Source organism: Desulfitobacterium sp., from assembly GCF_035539115.1.
Taxonomy (GTDB): domain Bacteria; phylum Bacillota; class Desulfitobacteriia; order Desulfitobacteriales; family Desulfitobacteriaceae; genus Desulfitobacterium_A.
This window is the reverse complement of sequence record NZ_DATLJA010000051.1, coordinates 1-17097: the sequence shown is the minus strand read 5'-3', so window position 1 is coordinate 17097 and position 17097 is coordinate 1. Positions and strand designations below refer to the sequence as shown.

Sequence of the window (17097 nt, the reverse complement as noted above, 5' to 3'; positions counted from 1 at the left end):
AGAAAGTATAAATTTTGGGGCAGATAGTATAAGTGCAACCAGCGGCTTTCATTCTCCTACGATGCAAGTGGTTAAGTCCGGCAGGATAAGGCAACTAGGCCTACCACCTTCGCTAGGGCTTGGTGCTAGCCAAGTTTTCTTTATCGCTGAAGCTCGGCGAAAGCCGGGTTTTCTTTATTAATCTGTTTTTAGTTTGTGAAGCTCGCTTTTCTGATCGTCTTAATCTTGCATATTTCGGTTAATCCTATTATAATAGGTTAATGTAATGCAAATGCGAATGATTTGCAAATTCCAGATCAGGGACGGTTGTTAATGAAAAAATTAAGGATCAGTATTCTCGGTTCCATTTTGCTCTTAGGTGCTGCTTTACTCCTCTCAGGGTGCGGTAACAATGCAGCTAATACTCAGAATCAAAGTTCGGAATCTACTTCAGGTTCGGTGAAGAAGCTAACGGTTTATACCAGCTTTTATCCGATGTATGATTTTACGAAGAAAATCGGTGGCGATAAGATTAATCTGACGAATCTTGTGCCAGCGGGGACAGAGCCCCATGATTGGGAGCCAACTCCTAGTGATATTGCGAATCTTGAAAAAGCCGATGTTTTGATCTACAACGGCGCAGGTATGGAAAGCTGGATGGATAAGGTCTTGAAATCCCTCAATAATCAGAAGTTAACTACCGTTGAGGCATCTAAGGGACTTAATTTATTGAAAAACCCAGATAAATCGGAGAATCTGACTAACGATCCGCATGTCTGGCTAAATCCAATGTTGGCGAAACAAGAAATGGGAGCTATTAAAAATGCCCTTGCCAATGCAGACCCAGCTAATAAAGATTATTATGAGAAGAACTATGCGGATAATGCAACTCATCTGGATCTATTAGACCTGGAATACAAATCGACAGTAGCAAAGTTTAGTAAGAAAGATATTGTGGTTGCGCATCAAGCGTTCGGTTACTTATGTAATGCTTATGGTTTGAATCAGGTTGCCATCGAAGGCCTGGTCGCCGATTCTGAACCCTCACCAGCACGAATGGCTGAAATCGTTAAGTTTGTCCAAGAGAAGAAGATCAAAACTATCTTTTTTGAAGAACTCGTCAGTCCAAAAGTCGCCCAGACGATTGCTCAAGAGACGGGAGCGACTACTGCCATCCTGAATCCTATCGAAGGACTAACAGAGAGTGATCAAAAAGCGGGCAAAGACTATTTCTCCGTCATGTGGGATAACCTCGAAGTTTTAAAGAAAGCGTTGCAGTAGGGTAGAAATGACAAAGATAATTGAAGTGAGTCACTTAAATTTTGGGTATAATGACAACTTAATTTTAAAAGATATCAGCTTCTCGGTAGATAAAGGGGATTATTTAGGAATCATTGGGGCGAATGGGACGGGGAAAAGTACCCTGATTAAGCTCTTGCTGAAAATAATGGATCCACTGAGTGGAGAAATGAAGTTGTTAGGCGAGAATATCAATGTTTTCAAGCGCTGGGATAAGATTGGGTATGTATCCCAAAAAGCAAATTCGTTTAATAATAGTTTCCCAGCGACTGTTGAAGAAGTTGTGGCTGCTAATTTATATTCGAAGATTGGTCTGTTGAGATTCCCGAACAAATCACATATGGAACAGGTTTATCATGCGCTTGAGCTCGTCGGGATGAAGGATTACAGTAAACGGTTAATTGGCAATCTATCGGGTGGTCAGCAACAGAGAGTGTTTATTGCTCGAGTTCTTGTGAATGAACCGGAAATCTTGTTTTTAGATGAGCCCTTGGTGGGGATTGACGCTCGATCGGAAGAAGCTGTTTATGGCTTGTTAGCGAAACTTAATCAAGAGCTCGGCTTAACGATAGTGATGGTCACGCATGATATTAGTGCTATAACCATCCATGCGAATAAGTTGTTGTGTCTGGGTGAGAATGGGATGTTCATGCATGATCCGAAGGAAGGGATTAATGCAGAGTTCGCGACGGAACTTTATGGTTACAGTGTCAATCTGCATAATCACGATTGCCAGAACTGTTACAAAGGGGTATCTTAATGCTAGACATTTTTCAATATACTTTTATGCAGAGGGCTTTTATCACCGGAATATTAATTGCGATCATTACTCCGTGTATCGGAGTCGTCGTGGTTCTCAAAAGGCTCTCGATGACGGGAGATGCTCTATCTCACAATTCCCTCGCTGGTGTAGCGGCAGGACTGGCCTTTGAGTTTAACCCGATCCTAGGAGCAGTCCTGTTTTCGATAGCCGCGGCTTTCGGGATCGAAAGAATCCGGAAATCTTTCCCTAAATATTCAGAGATAGCCATCGCAATTATTATGTCAACAGGGATTGGCTTGGCCGGTATTCTTTCAGGTTTTGTCAAAAATAGCGCCAATTTCAATAGCTTCCTTTTTGGGAGCATTGTCGCCATTAGTGATTTTGAACTCTATATGGTCATTATTTTAAGTATCGTTGTGATTTTAGCCTTTAGTCTTTTATTCAAAGAACTATTTTATATGACGTTCGATGAGGAATCAGCTCGGCTGGCCGGGATTCCGATCAAAACGGTTAATTTTGTCTTTACGCTGTTAACGGCCGTGACGATCTCGATCTCAGCTCGGACGGTAGGAACACTCGTGATATCCTCCTTAATGGTATTGCCGGTTGCGACTGCGATGCAGCTTGACAGAAGTTACAAGCAGACTGTCGCTATTTCCATTCTCTTCGCCTTGTTCTTTATGATATCAGGGCTCTATATTTCCTTTTATGCGAACTTCAAACCAGGTGGTACGATTGTCCTTGTCGGTGTCCTGACCCTCATTTGCGTTTTATTTTATAAGAACGTCATAAGCAAAGTTCTTGGTAAAAGAGTGATTAAGGCATAGTGATCAGAGAATATTTATCTAATCTGTGGATAAGGGATGATTTCATTGCCGGAAAATGAAAGTAATATTAACGAACTTCTTGCAAAGGAAGGGGTTAAGCGTACAAAACATCGAAAAGCGATATTGGAGATTCTTGAAGGAACGGATTCGCCATTAACGGCAGATGAGATCTTTTTAACGTTAAAAGAAAAAAGCACCTCAATTTGGCTTTCCACCGTTTATCGTACGCTCGAAATGTTGACAGAAAAAGAAGTCGTTCTCAAGTCGACGAGCATGGGAGAAGATAAAGCACGGTATGAAATCAAGCATGATGAGCATCACCATCGTTTTGTCTGTGTCGGTTGCCATAAGATGATTCCTCTTTTAGACTGCCCTCTCGAAGGCTTTGAGAAAAAGTTAAAAGATAAGATGGATTTTGATGTGACCGGGCACAATCTGGAGATCTATGGCTATTGCCACGATTGCAAACTTAGAAAGCAGTAATCCCTTGCTTAAAAAGATATTATGTGAACAAGAAAAAGCTCCGCATCAGCTTAATGATGCGGAGCTTTCAGTTTATCCTGCGATGCATGTGTTTAAGTCCGGCAGGATAAGGCGACTAAGGCCATCGCTTTGGCGCTGGCCAAGTCTTCTTTATCGCAAAGCTCGGCGAAAGCCGGGTTTTCTTTATCGCGTGGAGTGGCGTGTGACATCCTAACCGACACCTAGTATGACTCTTATTCGGTCTTAAGTTTGACGACGAGCTCGATTAAATCTTGGGGCAAGGGTGCATGAATCGAGATTTTCTCTCCAGTTGCCGGATGGTTGAAGGCATAATGGAAGGAGTGCAAGGCTTGTCTTGGCAGAAGACGACGCTCTCCACCGTATAAATCATCCCCGATGAGTGGGTGTCCTAAGGCCTGACAGTGAACCCTGATTTGATGAGTCCGACCCGTCGCGAGAATGAATTTCATCAAAGTTGCCTGTGGATAACGATGAAGGACCTGATAATGGGTCAGCGCAGGCAAGCCGTTAGGCGAAATAACACGCTGGATGAAACTTCCTGGAGCTAAGCCAATGGGTTGATCGATAACACCCTGGTCTTCATGGACGTGTCCCTGGACCAGACCCAAATAATGTTTATGAATGAGTTGGTGCTCAAGTTGCCAAGCTAATTGTTGATGAGCAAAACGGTTTTTAGCGATAACCACGAGGCCAGAGGTGTTCCGATCAATGCGGTGAACGGGACGGAATGGATGAGGGGTGCCTTGCGCATTCCAATAGCCAACAACCGCGTTACCCAAGGTTCCTGCCGGATAACGGGGAGTAGGGTGTACGACTTGCCCAGGCGGTTTATTGGCTACGAGCAAAAAATCGTCCTCAAAGAGAATATCGAGCGGCAGAAGCTCTCCGGGAATATTCGGCGGTTCCTCCGTTTGAAGCTGGAGGGCAAGGATATCGCTAACACTCCCGCGAGCCGACAGGTAAGTAAATTTTCCATTAACCCAGGCGTGTTCACCTTGTTTCAACTTTTGTAACAGGTTTCGCGAAAAATGAAATTTGTGGGCGAGTATGTCTTGGTACTTTTTGCCCTGGTCTTGTGCTTGCAGAGTATATTGCCAAAGCTCGTCTTTTTGCATAGTAACTCCTTTTTAAAAGCAGGAAAATTTGTGATTTAGAGAGAAATAATAGGAAAACAATGATGGAGGAAGAAAAGACATACGTTTAAGCATCATGAGATAAGAAGGAAGGAATTCACATGAAAGATCCACGTGTAGAAAAATTAGCGGATAATATTATCAATTACTCGATTGGCTTAAAACCGGGCGAGAAAATCCTGATTGAAGTGAATGGACTGGAAATTCCTCTGGCTCAAGCCTTAGTAAGGTATGCTTATCAAGCAGGTGGAGTTCCTTTCCTTACTGTTCATAATCATACCTTACTCCGGGAAATTCTCAAAGAAATTTCCCAAGAACAAGCTCAGGCCATGGCTAGTTGGGATCTGGCCCAAATGAAAGAGATGCAAGCCTATGTTGGTATCAGGGCTGGGGAGAATGCCAATGAATACGCTGATGTGCCTGCAGATAAAATGAAAATATATCAATCCTATTATTCTCAGCCGGTGCACTCTGAGCAACGGGTGCCATATACTCGCTGGGTTGTGATGCGCTATCCGAATGCTGCTATGGCTCAGTCTGCCAGTATGAGTATTGAAGGGTTTGAAGATTTCTATTTTGAGGTCTGTAATTTAGATTACCAAAAAATGTCTCAGGCGATGGATCCCTTAAAGACTTTGATGGATCGAACCGACAACGTGCGGATTGTGGGACCGGGTACCGATTTGACGTTCTCAATCAAGGGATTAAAGGCAATTAAATGTGATGGACATCTTAATATTCCAGATGGTGAAGTGTATACTGCACCGGTGAAGAATTCAGTCAATGGACGGATTTCTTACAACACCCAGGCAGTTTATCAAGGCTTTACCTATGATGCGATCGTTTTAGAATTCAAAGACGGAAAGATTGTGAAGGCCACAGCCAATGACGCCGAACGGATTGAGGAAGTCTTTAACACGGATGAAGGGGCGCGCTATGTGGGCGAGTTCGCCATTGGCGTGAATCCTTACATTCTTACGCCGATGAAGGATACGTTATTTGATGAGAAGATTGATGGCAGCTTCCATTTTACTCCAGGTTCCTGTTATGATGACTGCTCAAATGGGAACAAATCTGCGATTCATTGGGATTTGGTCTGCATTCAACGTCCAGAATACGGCGGCGGAGAAATGTATTTTGATGACGTTTTAATTCGTAAGAATGGACGGTTTGTGATCCCTGAGTTGGAAGGGCTCAACCCGGAGAATCTTAAGTAAAGGACGGAGGTTACTCGTTTGAAAATTATCAGCACAATGATGCTTAAACCAGAACAGCTTGAACAAATCAAAGCAGTTCGTCCGGATATTATTATTGAAGTATCGAAGCAATTCACCGAACGCGATGAGCAGGTGGAAGGCTTATTGACCTATGGCTGGGATGTCACGGATCAGACCTTGGAGCTCTACCCCAAATTGAAGTGGATACAGGCGATGGGTGCAGGGGTGGATAAACTTCCACTCGAAGTCCTTGCAGCAAAGGAAATCCTCCTGACGAATGTCCGAGGTGCGCACTCCGTCCATATGTCGGAACACGTGATTTGGAGTATCCTAAACCTGTTACGGCAGGGTAGAACGGTGATGCATCAACAGGATCAAAAAATCTGGAGCGCTAAATACCGAATCGAAGAGATGTATGAAAAAACGGTCTGTATCGTGGGAGCCGGGACGATTGGGGAAGCGGTTGCGGAAAAATGCCAGGCTTTTGGAATGAAGGTCTGGGGAATATCCCAAAGAGGGAGGAGCCGTCCAGGCTTTGACCGCGTCGGGAACTTAGATAATATTGAAGAATTTTTAGAGTGCAGCGATATTGTCATTGCGCTTCTCCCGTTGACCTCGGAAACCCAAAACTTTTTCAATGCGGAACGCTTTAGCCAAATGAAGGATGGCGCTTATTTCATTAATGTGGCAAGAGGTTCGGTTGTGGATGAAGGAGCCCTCCTCCAAGCGCTGCAAACAGGAAAAGTCCGAGCAGCTGCCCTTGATGTTTTCGTGACCGAGCCTTTGCCGGAAACGAGTCCCTTCTGGACTCTGGAAAATGTATTTCTCACGCCGCATAGCGCAGGAAGATCTCCAAACTATACTAAAAGAATGTTCGAGGTTTTCCTCAAAAATATTAAGGAATACCCTAACTTAACTGCCATGATTAATCAGATCAATCTCGAAAGCGGCTATTAAATGGAGCAGAGTCGTGTGATGGGTCAAAAAAAACTACGGTTAATCTATAATCCTTATGCTGGTCGGCGACGGCTGGTAAATGAGCTTGATACTGTGATTCGGATCTTTCAAGAAGGCGGATATGAGGTGCATATTCACCGAGCGAAGTCTCCAGAAGATATTGAACATACGGCTGCGCGGTGTCGGGATATCGATACTCTCGTCGTTGCTGGCGGAGATGGAAGCATCCATCAGGCCGTGAATGGCCTCATGCGAATTTCTGTGGAACAGCGGCCAGCTCTGGGAATTATACCAGTGGGGACAGCTAATGATCTCGCCTTCGCCTTAAAATTACCTAAGTCGATAGCGGACGCGTGTGAAGTGATTGCTCAGGGCGCGACTTTTGGGATGGACTTAGGAATGGTCAATGATCGCTATTTTGTGAATGTAGCCAGCGCAGGATTGCTCACTGATGTTTCCCCGAAGGTGGATATCCGCGTGAAGAATAGCCTTGGGCAGCTGGCCTACTATTTAAAAGGGATTGAGACGCTTCCGAGTTTTCGCCCCTTTCATGTGGAATTTGAACATCAAGGCCGTAAGTATTCGGAGGATGCCTTACTTTTGCTGGCAGTCAATGGCTTATCTGTAGGTGGAATTAGACAGCTTGTACCCAGAGCTTCGCTGACCGACGGTAAACTGGATTTTCTGATAGTTAAACAAAGCGGCTGGCCAGAGGCCATGCGATTACTTTTAAAGGCTGTCGGTGGAGGAAAAGTGGAAAGTGACAGGCTTATTCAGTTTCAGACGGAACAGCTACAGATAACCTGTGATCGTGAGCTGAGTTCGGATCTTGATGGCGAATGGGGACCCAACAGTCCCTGGAAAATCCAGATAGGTCCGAAAATTACGGTATTATGCTGATGAATGGAGGAGCGGGATGACTTCTCTGCAGAAAGAAATCCTTTCAAAACTCAGTAAAATAACCTGTGTTTATCTTGTCGGAGGAGCGGTGCGGGATCAACTTCTGGGATTAGCGGCGAAGGACGCAGATGTTGTAACCGAACTTGATCTGGAGGAACTGGAGCAGAAATTAAAGAGCTGGGGCTACCATCCTCTCAAGATTGGCGCAAAATATTTAACCGTCAGCGTCTTTTCCGAAGGGGAACGAATCGACTTCACTAACCTTAGGCAGAACCTAGAAACGGATGCGCTCCGCCGAGATTTTACGATTAATGCGATCTATCAAGATATCCAAAGCGGAGAATTTCTTGATCCCTTAGGGGGACAGAAGGACTTGCGGGAAAAACGGCTTCGTGCCTGTGGAAGTCCGAGCGAGCGGATGAGTGAAGATCCTATCCGGATCCTGCGAATGGTTCGTTTTAAGGTCAAATATCAATTGGCGATTGAAGCTGAAACGAAAAAAACAGCCTGTGAATTGATTGAGACATTGGCAGGGGTAGCCAGTGAAAGAATTACGGAAGAACTCGGGCGGATCCTTGTTCTGGATTCTGTGGAAGAAGCTCTGCGTCTCTTAGAGGAGATTGGCTACTGGCGGGCTTATTTACCGGAGCTTGAACGTTTAAAAGGATTGGTACAAAACCAATATCATGCGAAGGATGCCTGGGAACATACTCTCCACGTGGTGCGGAATACCCCCCCTCAGATCCTCTTACGCTTAGCGGGGCTATTTCATGACCTAGGAAAATGGGAAACTGCCAGCCGCGAATGTTACGCCTGGGGTAAATTGGAAGGCTCGGAAAAGGGGTTTTATCTTAACGAATTTCAGATCATGGGTAAGCAGTTACAGCGTTGGCGTGGACAGTATGTTGAAGTTCACGGTGCTCGGCTGGATTACCATCCTTATAAAATTCAAGTCAAGCATATTCGTAAAGCAGCAGGAAGAAGAACAGGTTTCGAATGGGTTGTCGAGGGAAAGCGCCACTTCCTCGGTCATGAAAAAGAGAGTGCTCGCTTAGCGCGTCAGATTTTACCGCGCTTTCGCTTTTCGATGGTCCTTGGCTCCAGCCCGTCTGGAGAGAAGGAGTTGCTTTGGTTGATTGAAAATCATATGAGCGGAACGTTAGCCTTTATGTCAGAGCTAAAAGGGGAGGTAAACTTAGCGGACCGTCAGGATAAAGTGCGGCGTTTTGTTTGGGAAAAGGCCTGGGATGGACGAGAGTTTCAACAGGGAAGACTTTTGCACCTGCTGGCTCTATGGCGCGCTGATTTCTTCGGTGGGAAGTTACATGAACCTCAAGATGAAGAAGTCTTTGATCAGCTAATGGCACAGATCAGATCTGCCGCGGAATACTTAGAACAACGGAAAAAGGAATTGAACTGGACGGTCTTAGAGGAGTTTACCCAGGAGAAGAACCTAAAAGGGAAAGAAATCGGCGAGTTCAAAGAACACGTTCTGACGACAGTTATGCTGAATGAGAGGAATCAACCAGATAATCTTATTTTGTTGGAGAAGGAGTATCATAAGTATAGATGCAGTCTCAAAAGTTCTAAAGTTAGCTTTACTTAATAGGAATTCGAACTAAAACATAGAATTAGTATTATTATGTTGAAAGGGGAGAATAAATATTGGAAAAACAATGGCGTTGTACTGTATGTGGCTATATTCATACGGGAGATAATCCACCAGATGTATGCCCGATTTGTGGTGTTGATGGAAGTTTTTTTGAGGCTATCAATGAATCGTCTGAACCGGTTTCTCAAGAGAAGCCGCACACCGAGGTGAAACCAATAGCTCAGGATTTAACTCCCGAAGAAGAAATTCGTAAATCACTTTATCGAATATCCTATGGACTTTTTATCATTACCGCTCAGTATGAAGGGAAAGATAATGGACAATGTGCGAATACGTGTTTTCAGATTACCTCAGACCCGGCCCGCATCGCAATTGGCATCAATAAAAATAACTACACCCATGAACTAATCTCGAAGAGTGGCTGTTTTGGCGTATCTATTTTAGATCAAAAAGGACATGACCTTGCGCGTGGATTTGGTTACCGCTCTGGACGAGGAATTAACAAGTTCGAGGGAGTTAACGCTCATCGTGGGGAAAATGGATTCCTGTTACTAGATGATGTCCTCACAACCCTTGAAGCACGAGTTATTGGGCAGCTTGACGCAGGAACACATACATTGTTTCTAGCTGATGTTGTTAAAGCGGAACTTTTGCATGAAGGGGAACCAATGACCTATGCTTTTTTTCGGGCGTCTAAGTAAATCGGAGGGGGGACAACAATCGAAATAAATGAACAACTCTCCTGGAAAATACGTCTTCGCGAATTTGCGGAAAGTTTAGGTTTTATAAAAATTGGCTTTACAGGAGGTCAGCCCCTTACGGAATTAGCCCACTATTTAGAGGACCGTGAACAAGAGGGGTATTCTACCCCTTTTGTGGAAGCTAATGTCACGCTCCGAACGGATCCGCAAGCCGTTTGGGCAGAGTGCAAAACGGTAGTCGTTTTGGCTTATCCTTTACCCACGACTTCGAGACCGAAAGAAAAAGAAGGGGTGATTGCCCGCTCGGCAGTGGGGGAGGATTACCACCGAGTGCTACGAGTAAGGCTGGAAGAGCTTGTTCAAAAGTTAATGGAAGCGGATTGGCCTTCCCAGCCACCTCATTTTCAAGTGGATACAGGTCCTTTAAATGAACGCGGATTTGCGATGCGCTCGGGCCTAGGTTGGGCGGGACGAAACCAACAGCTGATTCTTCCCGTGGTGGGTTCATTTGTTACTCTCGCATTATTGCTTCTTGATCAAGAGCTTCCTCAGGATGAGCCACTGTTCAATCAGTGTGGTACGTGTCAAAATTGTATTCAGGCCTGTCCTGCTCAAGTTTTAGGGAAGGAACATTTTGCAGCTAACCAATGTATATCCTACCTGACGCAGAGTAAAGAAAGCCTAACCGACGAGCAAGGGAAAAGCATAGGTCAGCGGCTTTTTGGCTGTGATTCCTGCCAGGAAGCGTGCCCACATAATCAAGGGTTCATAAGACGTGAGGAAGGAGGGGTATACTCAGAATCAGAGGGTGAAAACAGGAGCGAAATCGGAAGTTGTTGTAGAAGTGGTAATGAAAACGAATGGAACAAAAACAAAAGTGAAAGTAAGAATGACAGGGATAGGAACAATGGAGTGAGTCCCGGTCGGGGCGTGGATCTGTATGAAGTGTTGACGTTGACGAAAGCCAAGTTCAACGAGCAGTTCCGGATGACTGCTGCTGGGTGGCGCGGTAAGGCAGTTTTACAGAGAAACGCTTATCGGATCATGGAGAATCTACAGGATGAAAGACGAATTCCCTGGCTAAAAGAGAACAAGGAAAATGAAGCGCTGCCTCTCCTTCTTCGAGCTGAATTAACGAGAGGAAATAAGGAAGTTAGCAGTAAAGAATAAATAAATAGATAGATAGATAGATAGATAGATAGATGAAGAAATAGAAGAAGGAGTCCGCTTTCCTGATTAAAAGCGAACTCCTTTTTCCTTTAATGCTTATATTCTATTATGCACAAAACGTTCCATTCGTTTTAATGCTTCTTGCAGTTGCTCTGTTGAATAGGCATAAGAGCAACGAATATGCCCTTCGCCGGACGGGCCAAAAGCAGTACCTGGAACAACAGCAACCTTTTCTTCTTGAAGAAGTTGTTCGGCGAACTCTTCAGAGTTCAAACCGGTGGCCGAAATGTTGGGGAAGACGTAAAAGGCTCCGAGAGGTTCAAAACATTGAAGTCCCATTTTCTGGAAACCATGAACCATCAACCGACGCCGCCGATCATAAGTGGCAACCATTTCCGCCATCGCCTTGCCAGCGGAGCGCAAGGCTTCCAGAGCAGCGAATTGAGCCGTAATCGGTGCACAAAGCATTGTATATTGGTGGATTCGAGTCATTGCTTGAATAAAGTCCGTATTTCCTGCCGCGTAGCCGATCCGCCAGCCAGTCATGGCATAGGATTTAGAGAAACCGCTAATATGTAAAGTCCGATCTCTCATTCCGGGTAAGCTTGCAAACGCCGTATGCGTTCCTTCATAGGTCAGGTCAGAATAGATTTCATCCGATAAAACAATAAGATCATGCTCGGCAACAAAACGGGCGATCGGTAAATAGTCCTCGTGCGTCATGATGGCACCTGTTGGATTATTGGGATAGGACAGGACTAATAATTTTGAATTTGGAGTATAGGCTTTTTCCAAGTCCGCTACTCTTAACCGGAAGCCATCTTCCGCGTGGGTCGGGACATAGTTGACCTCAGCCCCCGCCAGCGTGGCACACGGGGCATAGGAAACATAAGCTGGATCCGGAATTAAAACAGCATCGCCGTGACTAAGAAGTGCGCGCATTGCCAGATCGACGGCCTCACTGGCACCAACTGTAATGAGAATCTCATCCTCAGGAGCATACTCGATCCCCATATCATGGGCGATATGATAGGAGAGTTCATTACGCAGTTCAATGAGACCGGAATTGCTGGTATACATCGTTTTCCCCTGCTCGAGCGAGAAAATACCACTCTCCCGAACGGTCCAAGGTGTCACGAAATCAGGTTCCCCAACGCCAAGAGAAATAACGTTTTTCATCGTTGAAACTAAATCAAAGAATTTACGGATTCCCGAAGGAGGAAGATTTCTCGCCACGGGTGAAAGATATTCCTTCACGGGGAAACCACAAGCCGTGCAAGGGCTTCTTCCTCTCCCATTAGTTCTACACCGTCTTGTTTATAGCGACGAAGAACAAAATGAGTGGCAGTGCTTTGAATATGCTCAAGCGGGGCGAGCTTTTCGGCAACGAAAAGAGCGACCTCTTGCATCGTTTTTCCTTCAATCATCAGAGTGAGGTCAAATCCCCCAGACATGAGGTAAACCGCTTTAATTTCTGGAAACTTCTGCAAACGTTTGGCGATTCTATCGAAGCCAAATCCGCGTTGCGGAATAACTCTGACCTCGATGAGGGCTGAAACATACTGATCTCCAGTGCGTTCCCAATTTACGAGAGGACGGTAAATAATGATCCGATCCTCAACCCACTGCTGAATACGGTTTTCTATATATCCTATTGATAATCCGGTTTGGATGGCCAGTTGTTCTGGAGTTTGACGGCTATCCTGAGAAATAAGCTCGAGTAAGTTACGGTCTTCGTTCGAAAACACAAGAGGCTCCTCCTTTCAGCAAAAACTGAATTTTTGATATATAACACATCATATCATGGTGCCTATTCTATCACAAGATATAGAAAACAAAATTTGGGCATCAACGCTAATTTAGGGTATAATATAGAGACGAGTAAGGACAACTTCGAAATAATGGAGGTTGGGAAATGCCAATCTATGAATTTAAATGCCCAAATTGCGGAACAAAGTCAACGAAACTGTGTAAAATGGGCGAAAAAGGACAGGACTTAGCCTGCTCCCAGTGTAACCATCTCGGGCTCATGCGGCAAATTTCTGGTTTTGCGAGTCCGGGTTTAGCCGGAGCTAGTGGTAATGAAGGTTGCTCGTCACATTGTGGTGGCAATTGTTCAGGCTGTCATAGCTAGAAGGAAAGGACTGCAGGAGTTAATGTTAAATATCGTTATGGTTGAACCGGAGATTCCCCCTAATACCGGGAATGTAGCCCGTCTTTGTGCGGTGACCGGGGCAACTCTTCATCTTGTCAAGCCCCTGGGTTTTGAAATTACGGATAAGCATTTGAAACGGGCCGGTTTGGATTATTGGGATCAGCTTGATCTTCATATCTATGAAAACTTTGCTGAATTTGAAGAAATGAATCCTACGGGGACACGCTATTTGGCAACGACAAAAGGTGCCCGTGCCCATACGGATGTTCATTTTGAACAGAATAGCTACTTCTTATTTGGAAAAGAGACGAAGGGGCTAGCTCCTGAAATTTTAGCTAAATATCCGGAAACTGCGATCCGATTGCCGATGCTTCCGAATGCGCGGTGTTTGAATTTATCGAACTCAGTAGCAGTGATCACGTATGAGGCTTTGCGTCAATGGGGATATCCTGGCCTTATCTAAATCATTCAAAAGAAAAGATCAGTCTTTGTAGCTTTTACGCGTTAGTACACGAAGAATATTGTTTAAACTGGAAGCATGTTTTGACAGAGAATAAGGCATTCCCACAAGGTAAAATTCGGTTTCCAGCAGACTTCGGAGGTTGAATGATGAGTTTTGTTTGGACATTTATAATTGCCCTGGTGATTGCAACCTTGACCACTCCTATTTCGATGATCTTAGGTCATCGATGGAGTGCCATTGCGATCCCGGGAGGACGGCATGTTCATAAAAGGCCGGTTACCCGAATTGGAGGACTAGCGATCTATTTCGCGTTTTGGGTTGCTGTTGTGTTCACGCAAACCTGGAATTCGCAGCTCACCGGTTTATTCATCGGAAGTACGATGATCGTGGGAGTTGGACTTTGGGACGATATTAAAGACATGCGGCCTTTGACCAAACTTATGTGGCAGATTGCCGCAGCCGCAGTTCTTGTATTTTTCGGTTTTTCGATGGATCAGATCTCGCTACCCTTTTTAGGAGAAATCAATATGGGGTGGTTGGGCGGTCTGCTCGCGATTTTTTGGGTGATCGGACTGGTCAATACCGTGAACATTTCAGATGGACTTGATGGGTTGGCTGCAGGAATCTGTTTCATGGCGGCAATCCTTTTATTCTGGTCGGCGAACCGAATTAACATGCTTGTTCCGGCGCATCTAACCTTAGCCTTAGCGGGTTCGGCCCTGGGATTTCTCTTTTATAATTTTTATCCGGCTAAGGTTTTTATGGGAGATACCGGGAGTATGTTCTTGGGTTATATCATTGGCGGAATTTCGCTCTATGGCTTGTTGAAAACAGCCACGGTTCTCGGTTTGGTTTTCCCGTTACTTGTCCTCGGTATGCCGCTTACGGATCTCACCTTTGCCATTATCCGCCGCAAGTTTCATGGACATTCGATTGCGACTGCCGATCGGGGGCATCTGCATCACCGCTTGCTTGATGCGGGATTGTCCCAAAGGCAAGCGGTACTCGTACTCTATGCGATGAGTGCTTGTTTTGGACTCGTCGCAGTTCTAGGAGCGATGGGTTCCTGGATTTGGGCAGCACTATTACTGATCGCGGATTTCGCGTTCTTGCTCGTGATTATGCTGCGTCGAACACGGGTGCTGACGGTATTTACGCGGAGACACAGTAAGTAATTAAGAAAACGTAAGACACTTAAAGGAAACTTTCCCCCTTCCTGTTGCATAAACTACTTTGGAAGGGGGAAGATCTATGGCTCTGAGTCTTTTTGGGTTTTATAATGGGCTGACAGAACGAGAAAGAGCTTATTCCTATTTTCAACGCTACGGACATCTTTTAGATGAAATTGCGTTCTTCGAGATTTCGATTCAGGAGAATGGGGAGTTATCGGGACATCCGAGCCGTAAGCTTATCAATGAGGCCCATCATCTTGGAACTAAAGCCTTGGTGGTTATTACGAATCTAAGGGCAGATGGGCAATTTTCTACGGCATTGCTTTCTCAGCTTGTTCGAGACCCGGCGTTTTCCACCCGGGTTTATCAGAATATACGGAATTTATTAAACCAGTATCGTTTGGACGGCGTCAATCTTGATCTTGAGAAAGCTGCAGTACAGGACCGAAATCTCTACACACAATTTATCTATAATTGGACCATGCGCTTGAAACAAGAAAACTATTGGGTTAGCATGGATGTTCCAGCAAAAACGGGAGAGGATTCAACAGATATTTGGAAAGGTGCTTTTGATTATCAGGCGTTGGGGCAAATTGTAGATGAGATCGTCTTGATGACCTATGAAGAACATTGGCCGGGAAGTCCACCCGGCTCGGTGGCATCTTTACCCTGGGTGAATCAGGTCCTAGATTATGCATTGATCAATATTCCAACTCAAAAGGTCAATTTGGGAGTTCCTCTTTATGGGTATGACTGGGTTCAAGGAAATAGGGCGAAAGTGGTTAGCCATCGCCGCGCAACAGAGCTAGCTCGTCGTTTTGGCGCTCCCTTACGATGGGATGCCCAACAGCATAGCACCTTTTTCCGCTATGAAAGCGAAGGAAAACAGCATACGGTCTACTTCGAAGATGTGCGGAGTTTAAAGGAAAAGTTGGATCTGGCGACCCGCCGAGGAATTAAAGGAGTTGCCCTTTGGGAAATGAATCTAAGTTACCCGGAATTATGGACGACGTTACAAGCATATAAACAAGGGTAATCAAAGTTTTGCAAGCGGAGTTACGTTACAGACGCTCGGACGTACGCTTGCAGACCAAGCTAAGGGCATAACTGCTTAATGCAAGCTGCGGGATGGTTGCGTGTTTTCGCCCGATTGACCTTGGCCGGTCAATCGCACTTGTTCCTTGGTACCCGCGACACTTGACACGTCCTGTGTCATCGCCCTCCAATTCGCCTTCCCGATAGTCATGAAAACTAGCGCACTTGTTTGGCTCAGTGTCAGCGAGTCACGACCCGTCGCCGTTGAGCTAGCCTTTTGAGCAGGCGGCTTGGGCGAAACCCGACCCTACGCCGGTAAGCAATTTTCTGAGGCATGCGGCTTGGTCAAAACTCTCCACCGGAGAATTTTGTCACCGGAGGCTTTCGTGTGTGACTCGTCCCGCTAAAGTAAGAGCGGTTTTGCCCAAGCTTGGTATCTGCTCACGTAGAGTCCTCACTTTCTGTACTCGTAACTCGCTTCGAAGAATTGCTTGTCAAGACTACTACGAAAGAACCTAAAAGACCCGAAATCGTAGCTTTTCGCGTAGAAGTGAACGATTTCTTCGGAGGGGCATTATAGGAAACTTGGCTTGAGTTGAGGAACGAAATGCAAGCCTTAGTTGACTTATCCTCGAAGGGGATGAGACGAACAAAGCTTCCGAAGGACAGCGTCGCCGAGGGCTTGGCCATGGAGGGCCTGATGTCGCGGGCGCAACCTTCGGGCGAACAGTTCACTGGACTGTTCAGGATTTGCAGGAGCGACGCACTTGCAGTAAGCAGAAGGGTTGGCAAAGCTGCCTTGGAAGCAAGTGAGGCAGCCCTGGAGATGCAAGTGAACGGATGCGTGAAAAGCTACAATCGCTACTTATATACAAATAGGAGGAAATCAAAAATGGAAATTCACTTTCATGGTCATTCCTGTTTTGAAATTGAAGGAAATGAGGGACGGGTATTAATTGATCCGTTTCTAACGGGGAATCCAATGGCAGATATCCGCTCTGAAGATATTAAAAGTCTCGATGGAATTCTCGTCTCGCATGGCCATTCGGATCATTTAGGAGATGCGATTGAAATTTCGAAACGGACGGGTGCGCCTATTATTGGAGTTTATGAACTGGCACGGCTTTGTGAACGAGCGGGAGCGAAGACGCACGCGATGCATATCGGGGGTAAACACCAGTTTAGCTTTGGCATGGTCCGATTAACTCAG

The 17097-nt window shown here is 45.4% G+C and carries 19 protein-coding genes; 16 read left to right on the top strand and 3 right to left on the bottom strand.

The window, feature by feature from the left end:
- The 5 genes from VM640_RS09660 to VM640_RS09640 form a co-directional block, all read left to right on the top strand.
- A partial coding sequence (locus VM640_RS09660; protein ID WP_325391644.1) for a hypothetical protein occupies nucleotides 1–181 on the top strand: 181 nt, incomplete at its 5' end.
- A gap of 131 nt (nucleotides 182–312) precedes the next feature.
- A complete protein-coding gene (locus tag VM640_RS09655; protein ID WP_325391642.1) occupies nucleotides 313–1260 on the top strand; it encodes a metal ABC transporter substrate-binding protein in 948 nt (315 codons plus the stop codon).
- 7 nt (nucleotides 1261–1267) lie between these two features.
- Nucleotides 1268–2038, top strand: coding sequence for a metal ABC transporter ATP-binding protein (locus tag VM640_RS09650; RefSeq protein ID WP_325391640.1), 771 nt, complete (start codon nucleotides 1268–1270; stop codon nucleotides 2036–2038).
- Nucleotides 2038–2868 carry a metal ABC transporter permease gene (locus VM640_RS09645; protein WP_325391638.1) on the top strand — a complete coding sequence of 277 codons (831 nt, stop codon included), beginning with the start codon at nucleotides 2038–2040 and terminating at the stop codon, nucleotides 2866–2868. Before VM640_RS09650 ends, VM640_RS09645 begins: the two co-directional genes overlap by 1 nt.
- A 36-nt stretch (nucleotides 2869–2904) precedes the next feature.
- Entirely contained in the window at nucleotides 2905–3351 is a 447-nt protein-coding gene (locus VM640_RS09640) for a Fur family transcriptional regulator (protein ID WP_325391636.1), read from the top strand.
- A 233-nt stretch (nucleotides 3352–3584) separates the two neighbouring features.
- On the opposite strand, the gene VM640_RS09635 is transcribed toward VM640_RS09640, so the two are convergent.
- Nucleotides 3585–4487 carry an RluA family pseudouridine synthase gene (locus tag VM640_RS09635; protein ID WP_325391634.1) on the bottom strand — a complete coding sequence of 301 codons (903 nt, stop codon included), beginning with the start codon at nucleotides 4485–4487 and terminating at the stop codon, nucleotides 3585–3587.
- 119 nt (nucleotides 4488–4606) lie between these two features.
- Here VM640_RS09635 and VM640_RS09630 point away from each other — a divergent pair, with 119 nt between their 5' ends.
- The 6 genes from VM640_RS09630 to queG are packed head-to-tail and all read left to right on the top strand — an operon-like array spanning nucleotide 4607 to nucleotide 11062.
- Nucleotides 4607–5722, top strand: coding sequence for an aminopeptidase (locus tag VM640_RS09630; RefSeq protein WP_325391632.1), 1116 nt, complete (start codon nucleotides 4607–4609; stop codon nucleotides 5720–5722).
- Nucleotides 5723–5740: 18 nt separating this feature from the next.
- Complete coding sequence (locus tag VM640_RS09625; protein WP_325391630.1) at nucleotides 5741–6679, top strand: D-2-hydroxyacid dehydrogenase; 939 nt, start codon at nucleotides 5741–5743, stop codon at nucleotides 6677–6679.
- An 18-nt stretch (nucleotides 6680–6697) separates the two neighbouring features.
- Nucleotides 6698–7579, top strand: a complete 882-nt coding sequence (locus VM640_RS09620; RefSeq protein WP_325391652.1) for a diacylglycerol/lipid kinase family protein — start codon at nucleotides 6698–6700, stop codon at nucleotides 7577–7579.
- 16 nt (nucleotides 7580–7595) lie between these two features.
- Nucleotides 7596–9185 carry a CCA tRNA nucleotidyltransferase gene (locus tag VM640_RS09615; RefSeq protein WP_325391628.1) on the top strand — a complete coding sequence of 530 codons (1590 nt, stop codon included), beginning with the start codon at nucleotides 7596–7598 and terminating at the stop codon, nucleotides 9183–9185.
- A gap of 59 nt (nucleotides 9186–9244) precedes the next feature.
- Entirely contained in the window at nucleotides 9245–9892 is a 648-nt protein-coding gene (locus VM640_RS09610) for a flavin reductase family protein (protein WP_325391626.1), read from the top strand.
- Entirely contained in the window at nucleotides 9893–11062 is a 1170-nt protein-coding gene (queG, locus tag VM640_RS09605; RefSeq protein ID WP_325391650.1) for a tRNA epoxyqueuosine(34) reductase QueG, read from the top strand.
- A gap of 96 nt (nucleotides 11063–11158) precedes the next feature.
- On the opposite strand, the gene VM640_RS09600 is transcribed toward queG, so the two are convergent.
- Together VM640_RS09600 and VM640_RS09595 are read right to left on the bottom strand one after the other, a co-directional pair.
- Nucleotides 11159–12319 (bottom strand): aminotransferase class I/II-fold pyridoxal phosphate-dependent enzyme, encoded by a 1161-nt coding sequence (locus tag VM640_RS09600; protein ID WP_325391624.1) that lies wholly within the window; start codon nucleotides 12317–12319, stop codon nucleotides 11159–11161.
- Nucleotides 12316–12810 (bottom strand): Lrp/AsnC family transcriptional regulator, encoded by a 495-nt coding sequence (locus VM640_RS09595; protein ID WP_325391622.1) that lies wholly within the window; start codon nucleotides 12808–12810, stop codon nucleotides 12316–12318. The genes VM640_RS09600 and VM640_RS09595 overlap by 4 nt, the downstream gene beginning before the upstream one ends.
- 167 nt (nucleotides 12811–12977) lie before the next feature.
- Here VM640_RS09595 and VM640_RS09590 point away from each other — a divergent pair, with 167 nt between their 5' ends.
- The 5 genes from VM640_RS09590 to VM640_RS09570 all read left to right on the top strand — a co-directional run.
- Complete coding sequence (locus VM640_RS09590) at nucleotides 12978–13196, top strand: FmdB family zinc ribbon protein (RefSeq protein ID WP_325391620.1); 219 nt, start codon at nucleotides 12978–12980, stop codon at nucleotides 13194–13196.
- 22 nt (nucleotides 13197–13218) lie between these two features.
- A complete protein-coding gene (locus VM640_RS09585; RefSeq protein WP_325391648.1) occupies nucleotides 13219–13680 on the top strand; it encodes a tRNA (cytidine(34)-2'-O)-methyltransferase in 462 nt (153 codons plus the stop codon).
- Between the two features lie 146 nt (nucleotides 13681–13826).
- Nucleotides 13827–14855, top strand: coding sequence for a glycosyltransferase family 4 protein (locus VM640_RS09580; RefSeq protein WP_325391646.1), 1029 nt, complete (start codon nucleotides 13827–13829; stop codon nucleotides 14853–14855).
- 76 nt (nucleotides 14856–14931) lie between these two features.
- Nucleotides 14932–15888 (top strand): glycosyl hydrolase family 18 protein, encoded by a 957-nt coding sequence (locus VM640_RS09575; protein WP_325391618.1) that lies wholly within the window; start codon nucleotides 14932–14934, stop codon nucleotides 15886–15888.
- A 606-nt stretch (nucleotides 15889–16494) separates the two neighbouring features.
- Nucleotides 16495–17097 (top strand): MBL fold metallo-hydrolase (locus VM640_RS09570; protein ID WP_325391615.1); only part of this gene is annotated, 603 nt, incomplete at its 3' end.